The sequence below is a fragment of the Gluconobacter sp. P5H9_a genome (genome assembly GCF_018812085.1).
In the GTDB taxonomy this organism is placed as follows: domain Bacteria; phylum Pseudomonadota; class Alphaproteobacteria; order Acetobacterales; family Acetobacteraceae; genus Gluconobacter.
On the sequence record NZ_JACRVW010000017.1, the window covers coordinates 49387 to 67005 of the forward strand.

Annotated in this window: 15 protein-coding genes and 2 tRNA genes; 14 read left to right on the plus strand and 3 right to left on the minus strand. The window is 55.9% G+C overall.

Annotated elements, in window-relative coordinates; genetic code table 11:
• Positions 1-3 precede the first annotated feature (3 nt).
• Genes sufC through KP708_RS13280 form a run of 5 tightly spaced genes read left to right on the plus strand, consistent with a single transcriptional unit; the run spans position 4 to position 3911 of the window.
• Complete coding sequence (gene sufC / locus KP708_RS13260; RefSeq protein WP_046901416.1) at positions 4-774, plus strand: Fe-S cluster assembly ATPase SufC; 771 nt, start codon at positions 4-6, stop codon at positions 772-774.
• On the plus strand, positions 771-1964 hold the full coding sequence (gene sufD, locus KP708_RS13265; protein ID WP_215750832.1) for a Fe-S cluster assembly protein SufD: 1194 nt from the start codon (positions 771-773) through the stop codon (positions 1962-1964). Before sufC ends, sufD begins: the two co-directional genes overlap by 4 nt.
• A complete protein-coding gene (locus KP708_RS13270) occupies positions 1961-3172 on the plus strand; it encodes an aminotransferase class V-fold PLP-dependent enzyme (protein ID WP_215750833.1) in 1212 nt (403 codons plus the stop codon). The genes sufD and KP708_RS13270 overlap by 4 nt, the downstream gene beginning before the upstream one ends.
• Complete coding sequence (locus KP708_RS13275) at positions 3169-3537, plus strand: SUF system Fe-S cluster assembly protein (RefSeq protein WP_064273147.1); 369 nt, start codon at positions 3169-3171, stop codon at positions 3535-3537. Before KP708_RS13270 ends, KP708_RS13275 begins: the two co-directional genes overlap by 4 nt.
• Positions 3538-3554: 17 nt before the next feature.
• Positions 3555-3911 carry an iron-sulfur cluster assembly accessory protein gene (locus KP708_RS13280; protein ID WP_046901420.1) on the plus strand — a complete coding sequence of 119 codons (357 nt, stop codon included), beginning with the start codon at positions 3555-3557 and terminating at the stop codon, positions 3909-3911.
• Here the strand turns inward: KP708_RS13280 and KP708_RS13285 are convergent.
• The 3 genes from KP708_RS13285 to KP708_RS13295 form a co-directional block, all read right to left on the minus strand.
• A complete protein-coding gene (locus tag KP708_RS13285; RefSeq protein WP_252347508.1) occupies positions 3856-5181 on the minus strand; it encodes a class I SAM-dependent RNA methyltransferase in 1326 nt (441 codons plus the stop codon). The genes KP708_RS13280 and KP708_RS13285 overlap by 56 nt on opposite strands.
• Positions 5174-7633 carry a DEAD/DEAH box helicase gene (locus KP708_RS15850; RefSeq protein WP_371822765.1) on the minus strand — a complete coding sequence of 820 codons (2460 nt, stop codon included), beginning with the start codon at positions 7631-7633 and terminating at the stop codon, positions 5174-5176. Before KP708_RS15850 ends, KP708_RS13285 begins: the two co-directional genes overlap by 8 nt.
• 89 nt (positions 7634-7722) lie before the next feature.
• Positions 7723-8175 carry a hypothetical protein gene (locus tag KP708_RS13295; protein ID WP_046901422.1) on the minus strand — a complete coding sequence of 151 codons (453 nt, stop codon included), beginning with the start codon at positions 8173-8175 and terminating at the stop codon, positions 7723-7725.
• A gap of 158 nt (positions 8176-8333) precedes the next feature.
• On the opposite strand from KP708_RS13295, the gene KP708_RS13300 reads away from it, so the two are divergent.
• The 9 genes from KP708_RS13300 (at position 8334) to KP708_RS13340 (ending at position 17602) form a co-directional block, all read left to right on the plus strand.
• Entirely contained in the window at positions 8334-9803 is a 1470-nt protein-coding gene (locus KP708_RS13300) for an NAD(P)H-hydrate dehydratase (RefSeq protein ID WP_215750835.1), read from the plus strand.
• Positions 9804-9872: 69 nt separating this feature from the next.
• A tRNA-Leu gene (locus tag KP708_RS13305) sits at positions 9873-9957 on the plus strand.
• A 56-nt stretch (positions 9958-10013) separates the two neighbouring features.
• Positions 10014-11345: a trigger factor gene (tig, locus tag KP708_RS13310; RefSeq protein ID WP_215750836.1), complete on the plus strand. Its 1332-nt coding sequence runs from the start codon at positions 10014-10016 to the stop codon at positions 11343-11345.
• A 131-nt stretch (positions 11346-11476) separates the two neighbouring features.
• Positions 11477-12121: an ATP-dependent Clp protease proteolytic subunit gene (locus KP708_RS13315; RefSeq protein ID WP_046901425.1), complete on the plus strand. Its 645-nt coding sequence runs from the start codon at positions 11477-11479 to the stop codon at positions 12119-12121.
• Between the two features lie 199 nt (positions 12122-12320).
• Positions 12321-13586 (plus strand): ATP-dependent Clp protease ATP-binding subunit ClpX, encoded by a 1266-nt coding sequence (gene clpX / locus KP708_RS13320; RefSeq protein ID WP_046901426.1) that lies wholly within the window; start codon positions 12321-12323, stop codon positions 13584-13586.
• A 158-nt stretch (positions 13587-13744) separates the two neighbouring features.
• Positions 13745-16285 carry an endopeptidase La gene (gene lon, locus KP708_RS13325; protein ID WP_215750837.1) on the plus strand — a complete coding sequence of 847 codons (2541 nt, stop codon included), beginning with the start codon at positions 13745-13747 and terminating at the stop codon, positions 16283-16285.
• A 139-nt stretch (positions 16286-16424) separates the two neighbouring features.
• Positions 16425-16712, plus strand: coding sequence for an HU family DNA-binding protein (locus tag KP708_RS13330; protein WP_007282110.1), 288 nt, complete (start codon positions 16425-16427; stop codon positions 16710-16712).
• Positions 16713-16782: 70 nt separating this feature from the next.
• Positions 16783-16857: transfer RNA gene (locus tag KP708_RS13335), tRNA-Val, on the plus strand.
• 22 nt (positions 16858-16879) lie between these two features.
• Positions 16880-17602, plus strand: a complete 723-nt coding sequence (locus KP708_RS13340; RefSeq protein ID WP_215757196.1) for a biotin--[acetyl-CoA-carboxylase] ligase — start codon at positions 16880-16882, stop codon at positions 17600-17602.
• Positions 17603-17619 lie beyond the last annotated feature (17 nt).

The following is a 17619-nucleotide window of genomic DNA, read 5'->3' on the forward strand; positions in this document are numbered from 1 at the left end:
GACATGAATGATTTTCTCAAGATCCAGGGCCTCGAAGCACGCATTGATGCCGATGGGACGCCAAAGGAAATCCTGAAAGGGATCGACCTTGAAATTCCAAAGGGCGAAATTCATGCCATCATGGGCCCGAATGGCTCTGGCAAATCTACGCTCTCCTATGTCCTTTCCGGCCGCGATGACTACGAAGTAACAGGCGGCAGTGCGACCTTTAAAGGTCAGGATCTTCTGGCTCTGGACCCGGAAGAGCGTGCGGCTCTGGGCGTGTTTCTCGCATTCCAGTCTCCCGTCGAGCTGCCGGGCGTCAATAACGCCAATTTCCTGCGGACAGCCGTCAATGCTGTGCGCCGTGCGCGCGGTGAAGACGAACTGGATGCTGTTGCTTTCCTAAAGGCCGTCCGGGCTGAGACCAAGCGTCTGTCCATGTCTGACGAAATGCTCAAGCGTGCTGTTAATGTAGGTTTCTCCGGCGGTGAGAAGAAGCGCAATGAAGTGCTCCAGATGCGCTTGCTGCAGCCCTCTTTCGCTATTCTCGACGAGACAGACAGTGGTCTGGATATTGATGCCCTGCGTATCGTTGCAGATGGCGTGAATTCTCTTCGTGGGCCTGATTTCTCGGCACTTGTCATCACGCATCATCAGCGTCTGCTCGATTACATCGTTCCTGACCGCGTGCATGTCATGGCCAAGGGCAAGATCATCTTTAGTGGTGGTCCGGAAGTGGCAAAGACGCTTGAGAAGCAGGGCTACACCCAGTTCCTTGAGGCTGCAGCGTGAGTACAGGGACCGCAGTTCAGTCGTCCCCAGCCCTGAGCGCTTTCGTCGGGCGCGCAGCGGGACATGGCTCTGTTCTGGCTGAGCGCGGGATTCCCACGCGGCGTGTTGAGGCATGGCGATATACGCCCCTGCGGGCCTTTACGGAAACGGTGTGGAACGAAGCGCCTGCACTGTCGGATCATGATGTGCAGTCTCTGTTGGACGCTCTTGCGTTGCCAGAAGCCGAAAGCCGTGCGGTTTTCGCGAATGGGCAGGAAGCTGCATCTCAAACATGCCTTTCGGAAAATCTCGTTCGTTCGCAGGGTGAAGCCGTTGACCCGTTAGAGGATCGCTTTTCGGCTATTCTCAACGCAGCCCTGCGTCAGGATGGTCTGTCCATTCGCGTGCCTGCGGGCGTTGCTGCTGGAACGCTAAGCCTCGTTTCCCTCACCTCAGGGAACGCCATTTCCACACATCTGCGCCATCAGATTGTTCTGGAAGACGGTGCATCTCTGACGGTGTTCGATGTTAACGCAGGGGACGGTCGGTATGTGACCAACCCGCGGTTTGACATTGTGGTTGGGAAGGGTGCCCAGCTGAATCACGTCAAACTGCAACGTGAGGGTCTGGACGCGGGGCATCTTGCTCTTGTTTATGCATCCGTGGACGCGAACGGAAACTACGACAGCTTTACCCTGAATCAGGGTGGTGAACTGGCGCGGCACGAAGTTGTTGCGACGCTGACCCAAGCCCATGCACAGGTCCATGTGAACGGAATCCAGATCGTGGATGGTACACGCCTGAACGACCTGACATCCATGATTCATCATGCAGCGCCTGATTGTGGGTCGCGCCAAACGGTTAAGACTGTGCTCTCTGAGAGCGGACAGGGCGTGTTCCAGGGCAAGATTCTCGTCGATCGTGTTGCCCAGAAGACTGACGGCTATCAGATGAATCAGGCACTTCTTCTGTCAGAGAAAGCGCAGATTAACAGTAAGCCTGAGCTGGAAATTTACGCGGATGACGTGAAGTGCAGCCATGGCGCGACTGTGGGGGCACTGGATGACGAGCAGCTTTTCTATCTGCGCTCTCGTGGTGTGCCAGAAGCAGAAGCGCGCGCTATTCTCGTTCAGGCCTTCCTTCTGGATGCACTTGATCTCGTAACAGACGAGACCCTGCGCGACGTACTGATCCGGAGCATCACAGCATGACGCCGGCTGTACGCGCGCAGTTTCCGATCCTGTCTGAGCAGGTGCATGGTCGTCCGCTCGTCTTTCTCGACAGTGCCGCTTCAGCCCAGAAGCCGGAATGCGTGATCGAAGCTATGCGCGATGCGGCGTATCATCAGTACGCCAATATTCATCGCGGCTTGCACTGGATGAGTGAGCGGACAACAGAAGCTTACGAACGTACGCGTGATGCTGTCGCAGGGCTCATTAATGCGCCAAACCGCCATGAGGTTGTCTTCACGCGAAACAGCACAGAGGCCATCAATCTGGTGGCGCATAGTCTTGGCTCACTGATGAAGCCAGGGCAGGCGGTTCTGATCTCGGAACTGGAGCATCATGCCAATATTGTCCCATGGCTCATGCTGCGGGACCGGGTTGGTATCGAACTCCGTGTAGCCCCAATGGATGAGAGTGGTGACATCAATCTTGAGGCGTATGAAGCGCTTCTGGATGATGGCAATGTCGCTCTCGTGTCCATTACGCATATGTCGAATGTGCTGGGGACCGTCACACCTGCCAAAAAACTGGCAGAAATTGCCCATGCTCATGGCGCGCGCATTCTGTTTGATGGGTCGCAGTCTGTCGTACATCGGAAAATCGATGTGCAGGATATCGGAGCAGACTTTTTTACCTTCACTGGCCATAAGCTTTATGGGCCAACAGGTATCGGCGTACTCTGGGGGAAGCGGGAGCTTCTAGATGCCATGCCACCGTTCCTGGGTGGCGGCGAGATGATCCAGAATGTTTCTTTCGAGCGTGCGACCTGGGCAACTGTCCCTCATAAGTTCGAAGCGGGAACCCCTGCCATTCTGGAAACGATTGGTCTGGGCGCCGCCGTTAAGTTCGTGGAGGGGATTGGCTACGACGCAATCTCTCGTCACGAAACAGCCTTGACCACATATGCCGAGCAGCGTTTGGGCGAGGTTGAGGGTCTTAAAATTCTTGGGTCTCCGCAGGTTCGCGGTGGTGTTCTGTCCTTCGTGATGGACGGCGCTCATCCCCATGATCTGGCTACCTTGCTGGATCAGTTGGGAATTGCGATCCGTGCTGGTCAGCATTGTGCGGAGCCGCTTGTCCGTCGTCTCGGTGTGCATGCTACGGCACGCGCCAGTTTCGGTATTTACACGACACAGGATGAGATTGACGTCCTGATCACAGGCCTTGAACGGGCACGGAAGATGCTCACATGAGTGATGCCATGACCGAACAACACCCCATTGATGAGAGCACTCCCGTAACAGGTGAGGGCACTGGCCCGGACCAGGACGCTGTTATAGCGGCCATTGCGACCGTTTATGATCCGGAAATCCCGGTAAATATTTATGAGCTGGGCCTGATCTACGCGATTGACCTGCATGATGACGGCCGGGTCAACGTGGAAATGACCCTGACGGCTCCCAATTGTCCGAGTGCTCAGGAACTGCCGGAAATGGTGCGTGACGCCATTCTGAAAGTGCCAAATGTGACGAATGCCACTGTGGAAATCGTATGGGATCCGCCGTGGGACATGAGCCGCATGAGTGATGATGCGCGTCTTGCGCTTAATATGTTCTGATCTGAGGGGCAAAAGTCATGTCTGAAACCCTGACACGTCGACCACTTCCCGCTCTGATGTCTGTGTCTGATCGTGCAGCTGAGAGGTTGCGCGTTCTCTATGCCGGCGCTCATCAGGGACAACTTTTACGCATTGGTGTTGGTACGCGAGGCTGCTCAGGCCTGTCTTACGAAATGACTTTTGTGGATGAGCCAGCCGTAACGGACGAGCGCGTAGAAGACCAAGGTGTGACCCTGCTTGTTGATCGCAAGGCCACACTTTTTCTGACGGGAACAGTCATGGACTACGAGATCAAGGATCTCGAAGCCGGATTTACCTTCAGGAATCCAAATGAGAAGGGACGTTGCGGCTGCGGCGAGAGTTTTCACGTTTGATCCGTTTAGGATCACGTGAAAATACCAGAACCGTTTCCACTTCTGTGGACCAGAGGAACTGGTCCACAATTGTCCAGTTCAGGACTGAATAGCCTGCCTCTTTTAATGCGCGGCCATCTTTTTCCAACGCAGCAGGATTACAGCTCACATACACGATGTCTTTAACGCCAGATTTGGCGAGTGGCATTGTCTGTGCACCAGCACCAGCATAAGGCGGATCAAGAACGACAGCTCGCGTTGACTTCAGATCCTGAGGCAGAAGAGGCTGACGCATAAGATCACGATGGAATCCGTCCACCCGTCGACCGCCTGCTGCGGCCTTTAAGCAAGTTGCAGCAGCAAGATCGCCTTCATACGCTATTACGCGGCCTTTTTCCGACATGGGGAATGTCAGAGTACCGCAGCCTGCGAAAAGCTCGACGGTGATATCTTTTTTGTTGAGTGGCGGAAGCCCATCAACAACAGCCTGTACAATGGCATTTTCCGCATCTTCAGTCGCCTGAAGAAAGGCAGCAGGAGGCGGAGTAATTTCCACGCTTCCAAATGCTTCCTTGACTGCCCGCGTCTGTGAGACCGTTTCAATAGAACGGTCTTTCGGGTTTTGCCATGAAATCCGCGGCAGTCCGTGTTGCCTCCCGAAGGCGGCAAGTTTCGTGCGGTCAGCGGTAGTCAACTCAGCTGGCGTTGAAAGCGTCAGGTCTGGGCCACTATCCAGAAGATTGAGGACTAAGCCTCCGCGGCCGGTCAACGCACCCAGAGAAGACAGGACCTCACGAAGTGGCGTCAGCAAAGCAAAGAGGGTCGGGTGCAGGACATGACACTCCGTCATATCCACCGGATCGCCATTGCGTCGATGAAGCCCGAGGATAACGCCGCCTGGAATACGCTGGATCGCGAGGTCCATGCGTCGGCGCGTGTATGACGGGGTTTGATAACGCTGCGGAACAGGAAGATCTTCAAAGCCTGCTGCGGTGAGAGCTTCAGCGACTCGCGTTGTCTTCCAGTCCAGCAGCGCAGGCAATGACATCTGTTGAATCGCACAGCCACCGCATTCGCCAAAGAGAGTGCACGGGGGTGCAACTCTATCTGACGACGGAGCCGTAATTTCAATCAGTTCAGGGCGCGTACCAGAAAAGCGGGCTAGCACTTCCTCTCCTGGCAATGTGCCAGGAATAAAAAGAACATGCCCGTCGTGATGAGCCACGCCGTCAGCCGCAGCGCCTAAACCTTCAATCCGGAGGGGAAAAGCTCCGGTCCCGGGGTTATTCATCACCGTAATGACGAGCATCGTGCTGAACGGGAAGGGTCAGGTCTGTTTCGGCTGCCACCGACAGCCTGTGTCGCCGAGGCACCAGCATGAATGCAGGTGTATCGCCGCCAAAGCCTGTCTTCGGCGCATCGGTTTCAAAGGCAGGGGCAAGTTCAACGGACTGGCGATCGTGAGGAGCAGGCTGCGCAACGGGGGTTGCAACAGGCTGTGGCGCGTTTGCCACCTGTGTCTCGTCACGATCCGTGCGATTGCGCTTGCGCCCTCCGCGTCGGCGCTTGTTACGGCGCTGGCCTTCCGATTCGTCCTCAATGCTGGGTTCTTCGGAAGTTTGCGATGGAAGTGCCTGCTTGGGTGTATGAATCAGGCGGCCGTTCTCGTCTTCCTGAGCCCAATCAACAGACTGTATTCCGGCGAATTCCAGACGGGGAATAACCTTTCCTGTCAGGGTTTCAATCGCGTCCAGGAGGCGGCGGTCACGCGGTCCAGCAATGCTGAAGGCATGACCATGCTTACCGGCACGACCAGTGCGTCCGATGCGATGCACATAGTCTTCCGCATTGAACGGCAGATCAAAATTGAAAACATGCGACAGACCGCCGATGTCAATTCCACGTCCGGCAACGTCAGAGCAGACCAGAATCTTCAGCTCGCCAGACTTGAAGCTATCAAGCGTCGAAAAGCGTAAGGACTGTGCAAGATCGCCATGCAGATGACCTGCGGCGAATCCATGCTTCGTCAGATAACGCTGGAGCATGTCCACGTCGCGCTTGCGGTTACAGAACACAATGGCGTTCTGAACATTCTGCGCCTGAAGCAGCTTACGCAGTGCCCGGCGCTTCTCGTCCTCTTCAACGACAATCAGACCTTCTTCAATCGTGGTTGCGACAGAAGATGGACGGGAGACCGTGATCTGTACCGGATTTCTCAGGAAGGCATCGGCAAGGCGACGAATTTCGGGTGCCATAGTGGCGGAGAAGAAAAGCGTCTGGCGATTTGCGGGCAGCAGGCTGACGATTTTTTCAATATCGGGAATGAATCCCATATCGAGCATACGGTCAGCTTCGTCGATAACCAGCGTGCTTGTCTGAGTCAGCAGCAGGCCGCCGCGTCCGAACAGATCGAGAAGGCGTCCCGGAGTCGCAATCAGGACGTCCACACCGCGGTTCAGAACTTCGCGTTGTTCGGCCATGCTTTCACCGCCGATCAGCAGCGCATGGGTCAGGCGTAAGTGCTTGCCGTAAAGCTTGAAATTATCTGCAACCTGGAGGGCCAACTCGCGGGTCGGCTCAAGAATGAGCGAACGCGGCATTCTGGCCCGAGCGCGAGAACCAGACAGCTTCTCAATCATCGGAAGCGTGAAGGATGCTGTTTTTCCCGTTCCGGTTTGAGCCACACCCAGAACGTCGTGCCCCTTTAGAACTTCAGGAATAGCCTGAGCCTGAATAGGAGTCGGATGCTCGTAACCCAGTTCCTGAATGGCGCGCATGATGGCGTCAGAAAGGCCAAGATCAGCAAAACGCGGACGATCTTCTGAGGCCTCAACAGCGACTACAACTTCAGCTTGTGCCGGCTCAGGTTTAATCTCAGCCGTCATTTCCGGAATAGCTGGGGCAGTTACCGGAGCTTCAGCCTCGGGCCGAATCTTCCTAGGGCGTCCACGACGAGCTGGTGCTTTCGCTGGAGCCTCTGCTGCCTCTACCGGAGGAGCAACTTCAGGACGGGCCTCGGCTTCTGCTGGTTCAGATGCGGGTACCTCGGCTGCGACAGCAGCTTTGGGTTTGCGCCCGCGACGTGGCTTCGGTGTTTCTGCTGGCTCAACGACTTCAGGTGTAGCCTCAGCAGCAACGACTTTCGGTTTGCGCCCGCGCTTTTTGGGAGCAGGCGCTGCGACTTCTTCAACGACACCGTCACTTACAACCTTCGGCTTGCGACCGCGGCGCTTGGGCGCAGGAGTTTCGGTTGCTTCCGGGGCAACAGCTTCGACGGACTCGGTTGTTTCCGGAGCTGGCTTGCGTGCATTGCGGCGAGGAGTGCTCACAGTGTCGGTATCAACCGTCTCGCTCTTGGGACGACGGCCACGACGTACTGGGGCAACTTCAGCAGTTTCTGGTGCGCTTTCCTCTTCGGAGATTGCAACTGCCTTCGTGCGCCGACGAGAAGGTGTTGCGGTCTTGGCAACGGCTTCTGTCTCTGTCTTTTGAGCAGCGGGACGACGACCGCGAGGCTTCTTTTCAGCTACGACCGGCTCAGGAGTAGCCGAATCGGCATCTTCCGTTTCGATCGGGGAATTCTTGATTGCCTTCGCACGGCTGCCTACGGGGCGTCCGCGTTTTGCAGGGGCAGAGGTACGGGGCTTGGAAGGACCGGAGGTCGTTTTCGCGCTCAAATGACTCTCGAGACTCTCGTTGACGGTACAGACCTGACGGAATGGACCGGAGTTGAGGGCGGGCACATGTCCCGCAACTTTAAAGTGGTGCGTTATCGGCTAAACGCTGGAAAGGCAAGCGATACAGCCCATGAAGCGCCATATCGCTACCACAATCACATGCCGTGCGCCATGGCTGCAATCAGAATGTTCACAAGACCAAGGCCAGCCATGAGAACCATACGGTTTCTGAGAGTGTCAAAAACAGCAGGCTGAGGGCGCATGGCCCGACGGGCTCGCAGGAATGGACCGCGAACTGTCGTTATGAAAACCACCGCCATGGCAATGCCGATCAACTGCATGGCATTGATCGTCCAGTTCACGGCAGCAAAGCCGCCTTCATGGAAAACAAGTGCCCAGCCGCTCACCAAGGAAAAAGGCACAACCTGCCAGAGGCCTTTGAAAAAACGTGTGTAGTTCTGCAAAAGAACCGACGAGCGTGGTCCGGGGTCGAGGAGGCCAACTGTGGAGCGGACAACCAGGGCGGAGTAGATTGATCCGCCAATCCAGTATGTCATGCACAGAAGATGGATTGCGAGCACTAGGCTCCAGAGAAGTGAACCCGTCATTGATCCTCGTCATGGTCAGGTGGGTGAAGGAAGAGCAGGGATATCCCTGATGTATCGGCCGGAGGTTACCCGAGGGGAATGTCCAAAGGCCATAGGGAACGCGGATGTTGCCTGTGCTTTCTGTAAGCACGCCCGCTCATCAGGAGAAGAACAGAGTTATGCCTCCATACTCTCTTGCGCTGCTAACACCCGAGGAAAGCGACGTGATGGATCATGCTGCTTCGGCTGTCGTTCCTGTCGCGCAACTCATGGAAAATGCGGGATGGGCCGTTGCTCGAGCCATTCGCAAGCGGTTTCAGAAATGTCGCGTGGCCGTTGTTTGCGGCCCGGGTAACAACGGAGGAGACGGTTACGTCGTGGCCCGTCTTCTGGCGCGATGGGGATGGTCGGTCCGAGTGGTGGCGATGGGCACTCCCAAAGAGGGTGGGCCGGCATTTATCGCTGCGTCAGGGTGGGCTGGTCCTGTGCTGCCATTCGAGAGAGCATCTCTGGAAGGAGCTGACCTGCTGGTTGATGCTGTTTTTGGGTCCGGGTTGAAGCGTCCAGTCAGTGACGACGTAGCTGAAGTGCTCGCGGCTGTTCCTCGGCGTGTGGCGATCGATATGCCGAGCGGCGTATCCGGAGAAACTGGAGAAGTGCTCGGTCAGGCACAGAGTTGCGCGTTGACGGTCACATTTGTGAGGCCACGGCCAGGTCATTTTCTGGAGCCCGGGCGAGGATTGTGCGGGGAGCTGGTCTGCGCCGATATCGGTATGCCTGAGCAAGCATGGAGTGGCCTGACGCCAAAAATAAGTTTCAATTGGCCGGGGCTTTGGGAGCTGCCGGTCTCCGGAGAGGGAGACTATAAATACCGACGCGGTGTTGTGAGTGTTTGTGGCGGCGCTGTTATGCCGGGCGCCACAAGGCTGGCAGCACGAGCCGCACGGCGGACAGGCGCCGGGCTTGTCCGCATCGCAGCCCGAAAAGCTGCCGAAGCCTATCGACTCGGCGACCCGGGACTCATCATTGATGACCAGCCTCTTGGTTCCCTGCTGGAAGATTTGCGACGGAAGGTTTGGATCTGCGGGCCCGGCCTGGCCCCTGAAGAGGTTTCCGAAGTTCTCCCTGCGCTATTGGCCGCAAAAAAAACGGTTCTTGCGGATGCCGGTGCTTTGGCGTGGGGAGCGGAAGACCTTTCTCGTCTGAGAGGTGTGGCGGCTGTCACGCCGCATATCGGCGAATTCAAAAAGCTGTTTGGCTCTGTGACGGGGAGTCGAACTGAAGCTGCCTTAAATGCTGCGCGTGAGTTGAATGCCGTGATGGTCATGAAGGGGGCAGATACGATCATAGCTGCGCCAGACGGACGCATTGCGATCAATGCGCACGCCACATCAGCGCTTGCTACTGCAGGATCGGGCGACACGCTGACAGGGGTGATTGGGACTTTGATGGCTGCGGGAATGGAGACCTGGGAGGCGTGTTGCGCAGGTGTCTGGCTGCATGGTGAGGCGGGAATACAGGCAGCCCGTGATCACGGTGGGTGGCCCGTCGCAGAGGATCTGGATCTTCCCTTGGGAGAGGCGCGGAGCGTTGCGACAGAGCTTGCAAAGGCGGATTTAAGCAAAAACCCGGTGGCCGCCCTGTTGTGAAGTAGCGTTTCATGCGCTAAAGGCCGCGCTTCCAAGGTTCGGTAACACGAACCCCGGAGACGGGGCTGAGCGGGCGTGGTGGAATTGGTAGACACGCCAGATTTAGGTTCTGGTGGCGCAAGTCGTGGGGGTTCAAGTCCCTCCGCCCGTACCAACCCGGTTTCCTGAGAAGAGATTTTAACATACCCGACCGAGAGGATCGCCTGGCTCATGCAGGTTACGCCCACGCTCAACGAAGGACTTAAGCGCGCCTTCACTGTCGTTGTCCCGTCTGCCGACCTGCAGGCTCGTCGCGCAGCCCGACTCGCAGAAGTAGCGCGCACGATCAAGCTTCCGGGTTTTCGTCCGGGCAAGGTGCCGGCATCTCTCGTCAAGCAGCGTCACGGCGCAGCCGTGAATGCGGAACTGATGGAAGAAGTTGTCAACGACACGGTTGGCAAGCTTCTCCAGGAACAGGACGTCCGTCCTGCTATGCAGCCGAAGGTAGAGCTGGTTTCTGCTCCGGACTCTGATGGCGATCTGGAATTCAAGATCGAAGTCGAAGTTCTGCCGGAAATTGCAGTTCCTGACCTGTCCGGTCTGAAGCTGACGCGTCTGACCTCCAGGGTTGACGAAGAAGTCGTGAACAAGGCTCTGGCTGACCTCGCCCGTCGCAGCCGCAAGTTTGACGCCATTGAAGAAGATCGCGCTGCCGTAAAGGGTGACGTGGTCTGCGTTGACTTCGTTGGCAAGCATGATGGCACGCCGTTTGACGGTGGCACGGCTGAAGACGTGAACGTCGAAATCGGCGGTGAAGGCTTCATCCCGGGKTTTGCCGAGCAGATGGAAGGCATGAAGGCCGGGGAAGAGCGCGTTATCAACGTGACGTTCCCGGAAGACTATCAGGCTGAAGAACTGGCCGGTAAGGCTGTGACGTTCGATATCAAGGCGAAGTCCCTGAAGAAGCCTGTTGATCCGGAAATCAACGATGATCTGGCCAAGGACATTGGTCTTGAGAGCATCGAGCAGATCCGTTCCCTGATCACGGAGCAGGCTGAAGGCGAGTACAAGCAGCTTTCCCGTCTGCGCATCAAGCGCGAGCTTCTGGATGCCCTGTCCGAGAAGACCGACTTTGAAGCCCCGCAGAGCATGGTTGACGCCGAGTTCGGTCAGATCTGGACCCGCGTTGAGCAGGATCGCGAAGCGGGTCGCATGGACGAGGAAGATGCAGGCAAGGACGAAGAGACCCTGCGTGCAGATTACCGTCGTATTGCAGAGCGCCGTGTGAAGCTGGGTCTGCTGCTGGCTGAAATTGGTCGCAAGCAGGAAATCCAGGTGTCCCGCGAGGAACTGCTGGGTGCGATGCAGCAGGAAGCTCAGCGTTACCCGGGTCAGGAAAAGATGGTTTTCGAGTTCTTCTCCAAGAACCCGCAGGCTGTTGAAGGGCTCCGTGGCCCGATCCTGGAAAACAAGGTTGTCGACTATCTGATCGAGCTGGCTGACGTCACCGAAAAGGAAGTCACACCTGAAGAACTCGCAGAAATCCCGCCTGCCGAGCTCTGAGAGTACTGACGTAAGAAGGACGGGCACTCTCAGGAGTGCCCGTTTTGCTGTCTGCTCCCTTTGACGGAACGCTCTCTCGGGTCCATGTTAGAGAGAACAGACAGCCCATCGGGCATTGAGGAACAGACAGTATGACCATTGGGGACCGCGATCCCGTCGAGGTGTTCAACAACTCTCTGGTGCCGATGGTGGTCGAACAGACTGCCCGCGGAGAGCGAGCTTTCGACATTTTTTCACGCCTCCTTCAGGAGCGTATCATCTTCCTGACCGGCCCGGTTTACGATCAGGTTTCATCCTTGATCAGCGCTCAGCTTCTGTATCTTGAGAGCGTCAATCCGACCAAGGAAATTTCGTTCTACATCAACAGCCCTGGCGGTGTCGTTTCCGCTGGTCTCGCGATCTATGACACGATGCAGTACATCCGCTGCCCCGTCAGCACTGTTTGCATTGGTCAGGCGGCATCCATGGGATCGCTGCTGCTGGCTGGTGGCGAGAAGGGGCATCGTTACTGCCTGCCGAATGCGCGCGTGATGGTGCATCAGCCATCTGGCGGTGCTCAGGGCCAGGCTTCCGATATTGAGATTCAGGCTCGTGAGATCCTGTTGATCCGCCAGCGCCTGAACGAAATCTATCGTGAGCATACCGGGCAGACGCTTGAAGAGATCGAGCGCAAGCTCGAGCGTGATAGCTATTTGTCTGCTGAAGAAGCGAAAGAATTCGGCCTGATTGACGCTGTTGTGCGACGTCATCCCAACGTGGCAGCCAGTCAGGATTGAGTTTGTTTGAAGTGACAGGGGAGCAGGTTGCTCCCCTTGGAAAGAAAAAGCGGCATACCGATATGCCGCTTTTCATGTCTTGGAGCCCAGGGCTTCGGGGTTGCCGAAGGCTGAGACCTCGGCCTAGAGTTTTAAGTGCTTCCGCATGTCTGCTGCCGAAAAGTGGTCGGTGCGTGCGTGAGGGGAAAGAGGAACAGCGATGAGCAACAAATCCGGCGATTCCAAAAACACCCTGTATTGCTCGTTCTGTGGGAAATCCCAGCACGAAGTGCGCAAGCTGATCGCTGGCCCGACAGTTTTCATCTGTGATGAATGCGTTGAGTTGTGCATGGACATCATTCGCGAGGAGCATAAAACGCATCTCGTGAAGTCCCGAGACGGTGTTCCGACGCCAAAAGAAATCTGTAAGGTTCTAGACGATTACGTCATTGGTCAGTTCGAGGCCAAGCGCGCGCTTTCTGTGGCCGTTCATAACCATTATAAGCGTCTGGCCCATGCTCAGAAGAGCAATGACATCGAGATCGCGAAGTCGAACATTCTTCTGATTGGCCCGACCGGAACAGGCAAGACGCTGCTGGCTCAGACGCTGGCTCGTATTCTCGATGTGCCGTTTACCATGGCTGATGCCACGACGCTGACCGAAGCCGGTTATGTGGGCGAGGACGTTGAAAACATCATCCTGAAGCTTCTTCAGGCATCAGACTATAACGTTGAGCGTGCGCAGCGTGGCATCGTCTACATCGATGAAATCGATAAGATTTCTCGCAAGTCCGATAACCCCTCCATCACGCGTGACGTGTCGGGCGAAGGTGTACAGCAGGCGCTGCTCAAGCTGATGGAAGGGACAGTTGCGTCCGTTCCGCCGCAGGGTGGCCGAAAGCATCCCCAGCAGGAGTTCCTGCAGGTGGATACGACGAACATGCTGTTCATCTGCGGTGGTGCATTCGCGGGCCTGGACAAAATCATTGCCGCTCGCGGCAAGGGCTCGGGCATCGGCTTCGGAGCGGATGTGCGTTCTGATGACGAGCGGCGTCTTGGAGCAATTCTTCAGACCGTTGAACCTGAGGATCTTCTCAAGTTTGGTTTGATTCCAGAGTTCATTGGGCGTCTGCCTGTTATCGCGGCTCTGAACGACTTGGATGAAGCTGCTCTGATCCAGATTCTGAGCAAGCCCAAAAATGCGCTGACCAAGCAGTATGCACGTCTTTTTGAGATGGAAGGCGTCAAGCTGACATTTACGGAAGACGCACTTTCCGCCATCGCCAAGCGTGCTATCGAACGTAAGACAGGTGCACGTGGTCTTAGATCGATCATGGAGAATATTCTCCTTGGAACGATGTTCGATCTCCCCGGGCTGGACAGCGTTGAGGAAGTCGTCATCAATCGTGAAGTGGCGGAAAGCAAAGCCAACCCTGTTTATGTGTACGGGAAAGGCAAAAGCGAGCCGGCTGAGCAATCTGCCTGAGGATGTTGAAGGGGGCGTCTTGTCAGGCGGCCTTTTCGTTCCGACATTCTGGATAGATGCTGTCTGAATTCGTGCCTTTTCTGCATGAAGAGACATCACGGTGTTCGCGCTGCCAGGCAGGCGGAGGCCGTGGGATCGTCCCTATGGAGATCAAGTGAATGACTGACGATACCAAGCCTAAAACGCGCCGTCGCACAAAGAAGGTGGACGACGCTGCTGTTGTAGAAAAGAAGCCTGTCCGCAAGCCGCGAGCCAAAGCTGCCGCTCCAGTAGAGGCTGTGCCTGAGGCCGCTCCGGCTTCGCGTCCGGATGTTATGGCTGTACTGCCGCTGCGGAACATTGTTGTGTTTCCACACATGATTGTTCCGCTGTTCGTCGGCCGGGAAAAGTCTGTCAAGGCGCTGGAAACGGTCACGCGTGACAGCAAGCAGATCCTGCTTGTTGCGCAGAAAGATGTTTCGCAGGATGACCCTTCTGCTGACGACATTTACCGTTACGGCACGGTTTCCACCATCCTTCAGCTGCTGAAGCTGCCGGACGGCACCGTTAAGGTTCTGGTCGAAGGAACCCGCCGTGTTGAGATCACGCGTCTGTTCGACGTGGACGGTCACTTCGAAGCTGAAGTGAAAGAAATTGCGGAGGAGCCTTTGTCGGCTACTCCGGGCAGCGATCTGGAAGCCCTTGGCCGTTCAACGGTTTCCCAGTTTGAGCAGTACATTAAGCTTAACAAAAAAATCCCGCCTGAAGTCATGGTTTCGATCAACCAGATCGAGGATCTGTCAAAGCTGGCGGACACAATTGCCAGCCATCTGAATCTCAAGATTTCCGAAAAGCAGGAAATTCTTGAGATGGCCTCTGCTGAGCAGCGTCTGGAGCAAGTCTTTGCTCATATTGAGACAGAGATTGGTGTTCTGCAGGTTGAGAAGCGTATCCGGAACCGCGTGAAGCGGCAGATGGAAAAGACGCAGCGCGAATATTATCTCAATGAGCAGCTCAAAGCGATTCAGAAGGAGCTTGGGGAAGGCGAGGATGGCAAGGACGAACTTGCCGAGCTTGAAGAGAAGATCAACAAGACGCGCCTGAGCCGTGAAGCCAAGGAAAAGGCCCATGCCGAGCTGAAAAAGCTCCGTGGCATGAGCCCGATGTCTGCGGAAAGCACGGTCGTCCGGAATTATCTGGACTGGCTGTTGGGTATTCCGTGGAAAAAGCGTTCCAAGATCACCAAGGAGTTCACGCACGCTGAAGGTGTGCTTGAAGCCGAACATTACGGTCTGGAGAAGGTCAAGGAGCGTATCCTTGAGTATCTTGCCGTGCAGACGCGTTCCCAGAAGATTAAGGGACCGATCCTGTGCCTCGTAGGGCCGCCGGGCGTTGGTAAAACGTCTCTCGCACGGTCAATCGCCAAGGCAACGGGCCGTCAGTACGTTCGGATGTCTCTGGGTGGTGTGCGCGACGAATCGGAAATTCGCGGTCATCGTCGGACGTATATCGGGTCCATGCCTGGAAAAATTATTCAGGGCATGAAGAAAGCGAAAACGTCTAATCCGCTGTTCCTGCTGGATGAGATCGACAAGCTAGGCGCGGATTGGAGAGGCGATCCTTCGTCTGCACTTCTGGAGGTCTTGGACCCAGAGCAGAACTCAACGTTTGCCGATCACTATCTGGAAGTCGATTACGATCTCTCCGATGTCATGTTCGTGACGACGGCTAACAGCCTGAACATGCCGCAGCCACTGTTGGATCGTATGGAGATCATCAATCTTTCCGGATACACGGAAGATGAGAAGGTCCAGATCGCGCGTCGTCATCTGCTGTCAAAGCAGGCTGAGGCCCACAATCTCAAGCCGGATGAATGGTCTGTTTCCGATGAGACGTTGTTGGAGCTGATCCGGTCCTACACGCGTGAGGCGGGCGTTAGAAATCTCGAGCGTGAGATTGCCCGGTTGGCTCGTAAGGCCGTGAAGGAAATCATTACGACGGGTGTGACACACGTTGAGATCACGCCGGATAACCTGGAAAAATACGCAGGTGTCCGTCGCTTCCGTCATGGTGAGACTGAGACGGAAGATATGGTCGGTGTCGTGACCGGACTTGCCTGGACGCAGGTCGGCGGTGAGATCTTGACGATTGAGAGCGTCATGGTGCCTGGGAAGGGGCAGGTGAAGCAGACTGGCAAGCTGGGGGAAGTGATGCAGGAGAGCATCTCGGCCGCCCTGTCTTACGTCCGATCACGAGCCCAGGACTTCGGCATCCGGCCACCTCTCTTCGAGAAGCGCGACATCCATGTGCATCTTCCAGAAGGGGCTACGCCAAAGGACGGTCCGTCCGCAGGTATCGCGCTTGCTACGTCTCTCGTCAGTATTCTGACGCAGATTCCCATCCGTAGAGATGTGGCGATGACGGGCGAGATTACGCTGCGTGGTCGTGTGCTGGAAATTGGTGGCTTGAAAGAAAAGCTGCTTGCAGCGCTTCGGGCAGGGATCAAAACTGTTCTTATCCCGAAGGATAATGAAAAGGATCTTGCCGAGGTTCCTGAGAATGTCCGTCATGCTCTCAAGATTATTCCAGTCAGTCACGTCGACGACGTTCTGAAAATTGCTCTCACGCGTATGCCTGAGGCGATCGAATGGGATGAAAATGTCGATCCTGTAGGTGGAATTCCGGCTGAGAAAGTGGCTCCAAGGGCACTTCCGCACTAACGGTTGGGTTCTTATACGATTCTAACAGTTGACGCGGCCAAAAAGCGCTTCATAGTGCGGCCGCAGATCGAACAAGCGCCTGAGCCGCAAGACTCTTCGGAGGTTGGCTCAGGTGCTCTTAACACCAGAAAGGCACATCATGGAGAAGCCCCTCAACAAGCAGGAACTGATCGCCGCCGTTGCTGACGCCGCCGATCTTCCGAAGGCCAAGGCCAGCGAAGTTGTCGATGCGGTGTTCAGCACGATCGAGAAGACGCTTGCCAAGAAGCAGGAAGTTCGTCTGGTTGGTTTCGGTAGCTTCGTGACCGCTACGCGTAAGGCCGCCAAGGGCCGTAACCCGCGTACGGGCGAAGAGATCGACATTCCGGCATCCACCTCTGTCCGTTTCAAGCCGGGCAAAGGTCTTAAGGACGCCGTAAGCGAATAATTTCGCTTTTTTGGTTCTGAGTGCCTTTACGGGTGCTCAGAACCGTGTATATAGGCCACGTGTTTTCAGAGGGCGATTAGCTCAGCGGTAGAGCGTCTCGTTTACACCGAGAGGGTCGGCAGTTCAATCCTGTCATCGCCCACCACATGAAGACTGTTTTTTTGACTATGGCCTGGCGTTTCGAAGTTTATGAGACGTTGGGATCGACTTCCGATCTCTGTAAAGAGAAAGCCGAGGCTGGAGCCCACGAGAGGCTCGCCGTTCAGGCACTTTTCCAAACATCAGGGCGTGGAACCCGAGGTCGCAGTTGGGTAGATCCCGGCGGTAATCTGGCAATTTCTCTGTTGTTCAAACCGCAAAATCCTGAATTTTTTTTAACTGCGTGCCCGTTTCTTACCGCTTTGGCGCTTTACGAAACAGCGCAGAGTTTCTGCCCTTCAAAAGCAGAATTTTTGCTGAAATGGCCGAATGATTTACTCCTGAGTGAACGCAAAATGGCGGGAGTTCTGATTGAGGCGGGCGGTGTTGCGTCTAACAGATGGGTTGTTGTCGGTATTGGTGCAAACCTGGCGCAGGCGCCTGACGTCCCTGGTCGTCAGTTGGCAGCCCTTTCCGAAGTCGCTCCTGCAGTCGATCCCATCAAGTTTGGCGAGGCACTGACGGCGGAAATGGACCGCTGGATTGCCGCGTGGAATGATCATGGTTTCGAAGTCATTCGTCGGGCATGGCTCGAAAGAGCGCATCCGGTGGGACGTCATCTTGCGGTTCAGCGTGGTGAAACTTATATAACAGGTTCATTKTCAGGGTTGGATGAACAGGGGCGACTGCTTCTCGCTCTCCCGGGTGGTGAAACCATACCGGTCGTAACAGGTGATATCCTGCTGGGTTAAAGGGACCGGATCGGAAC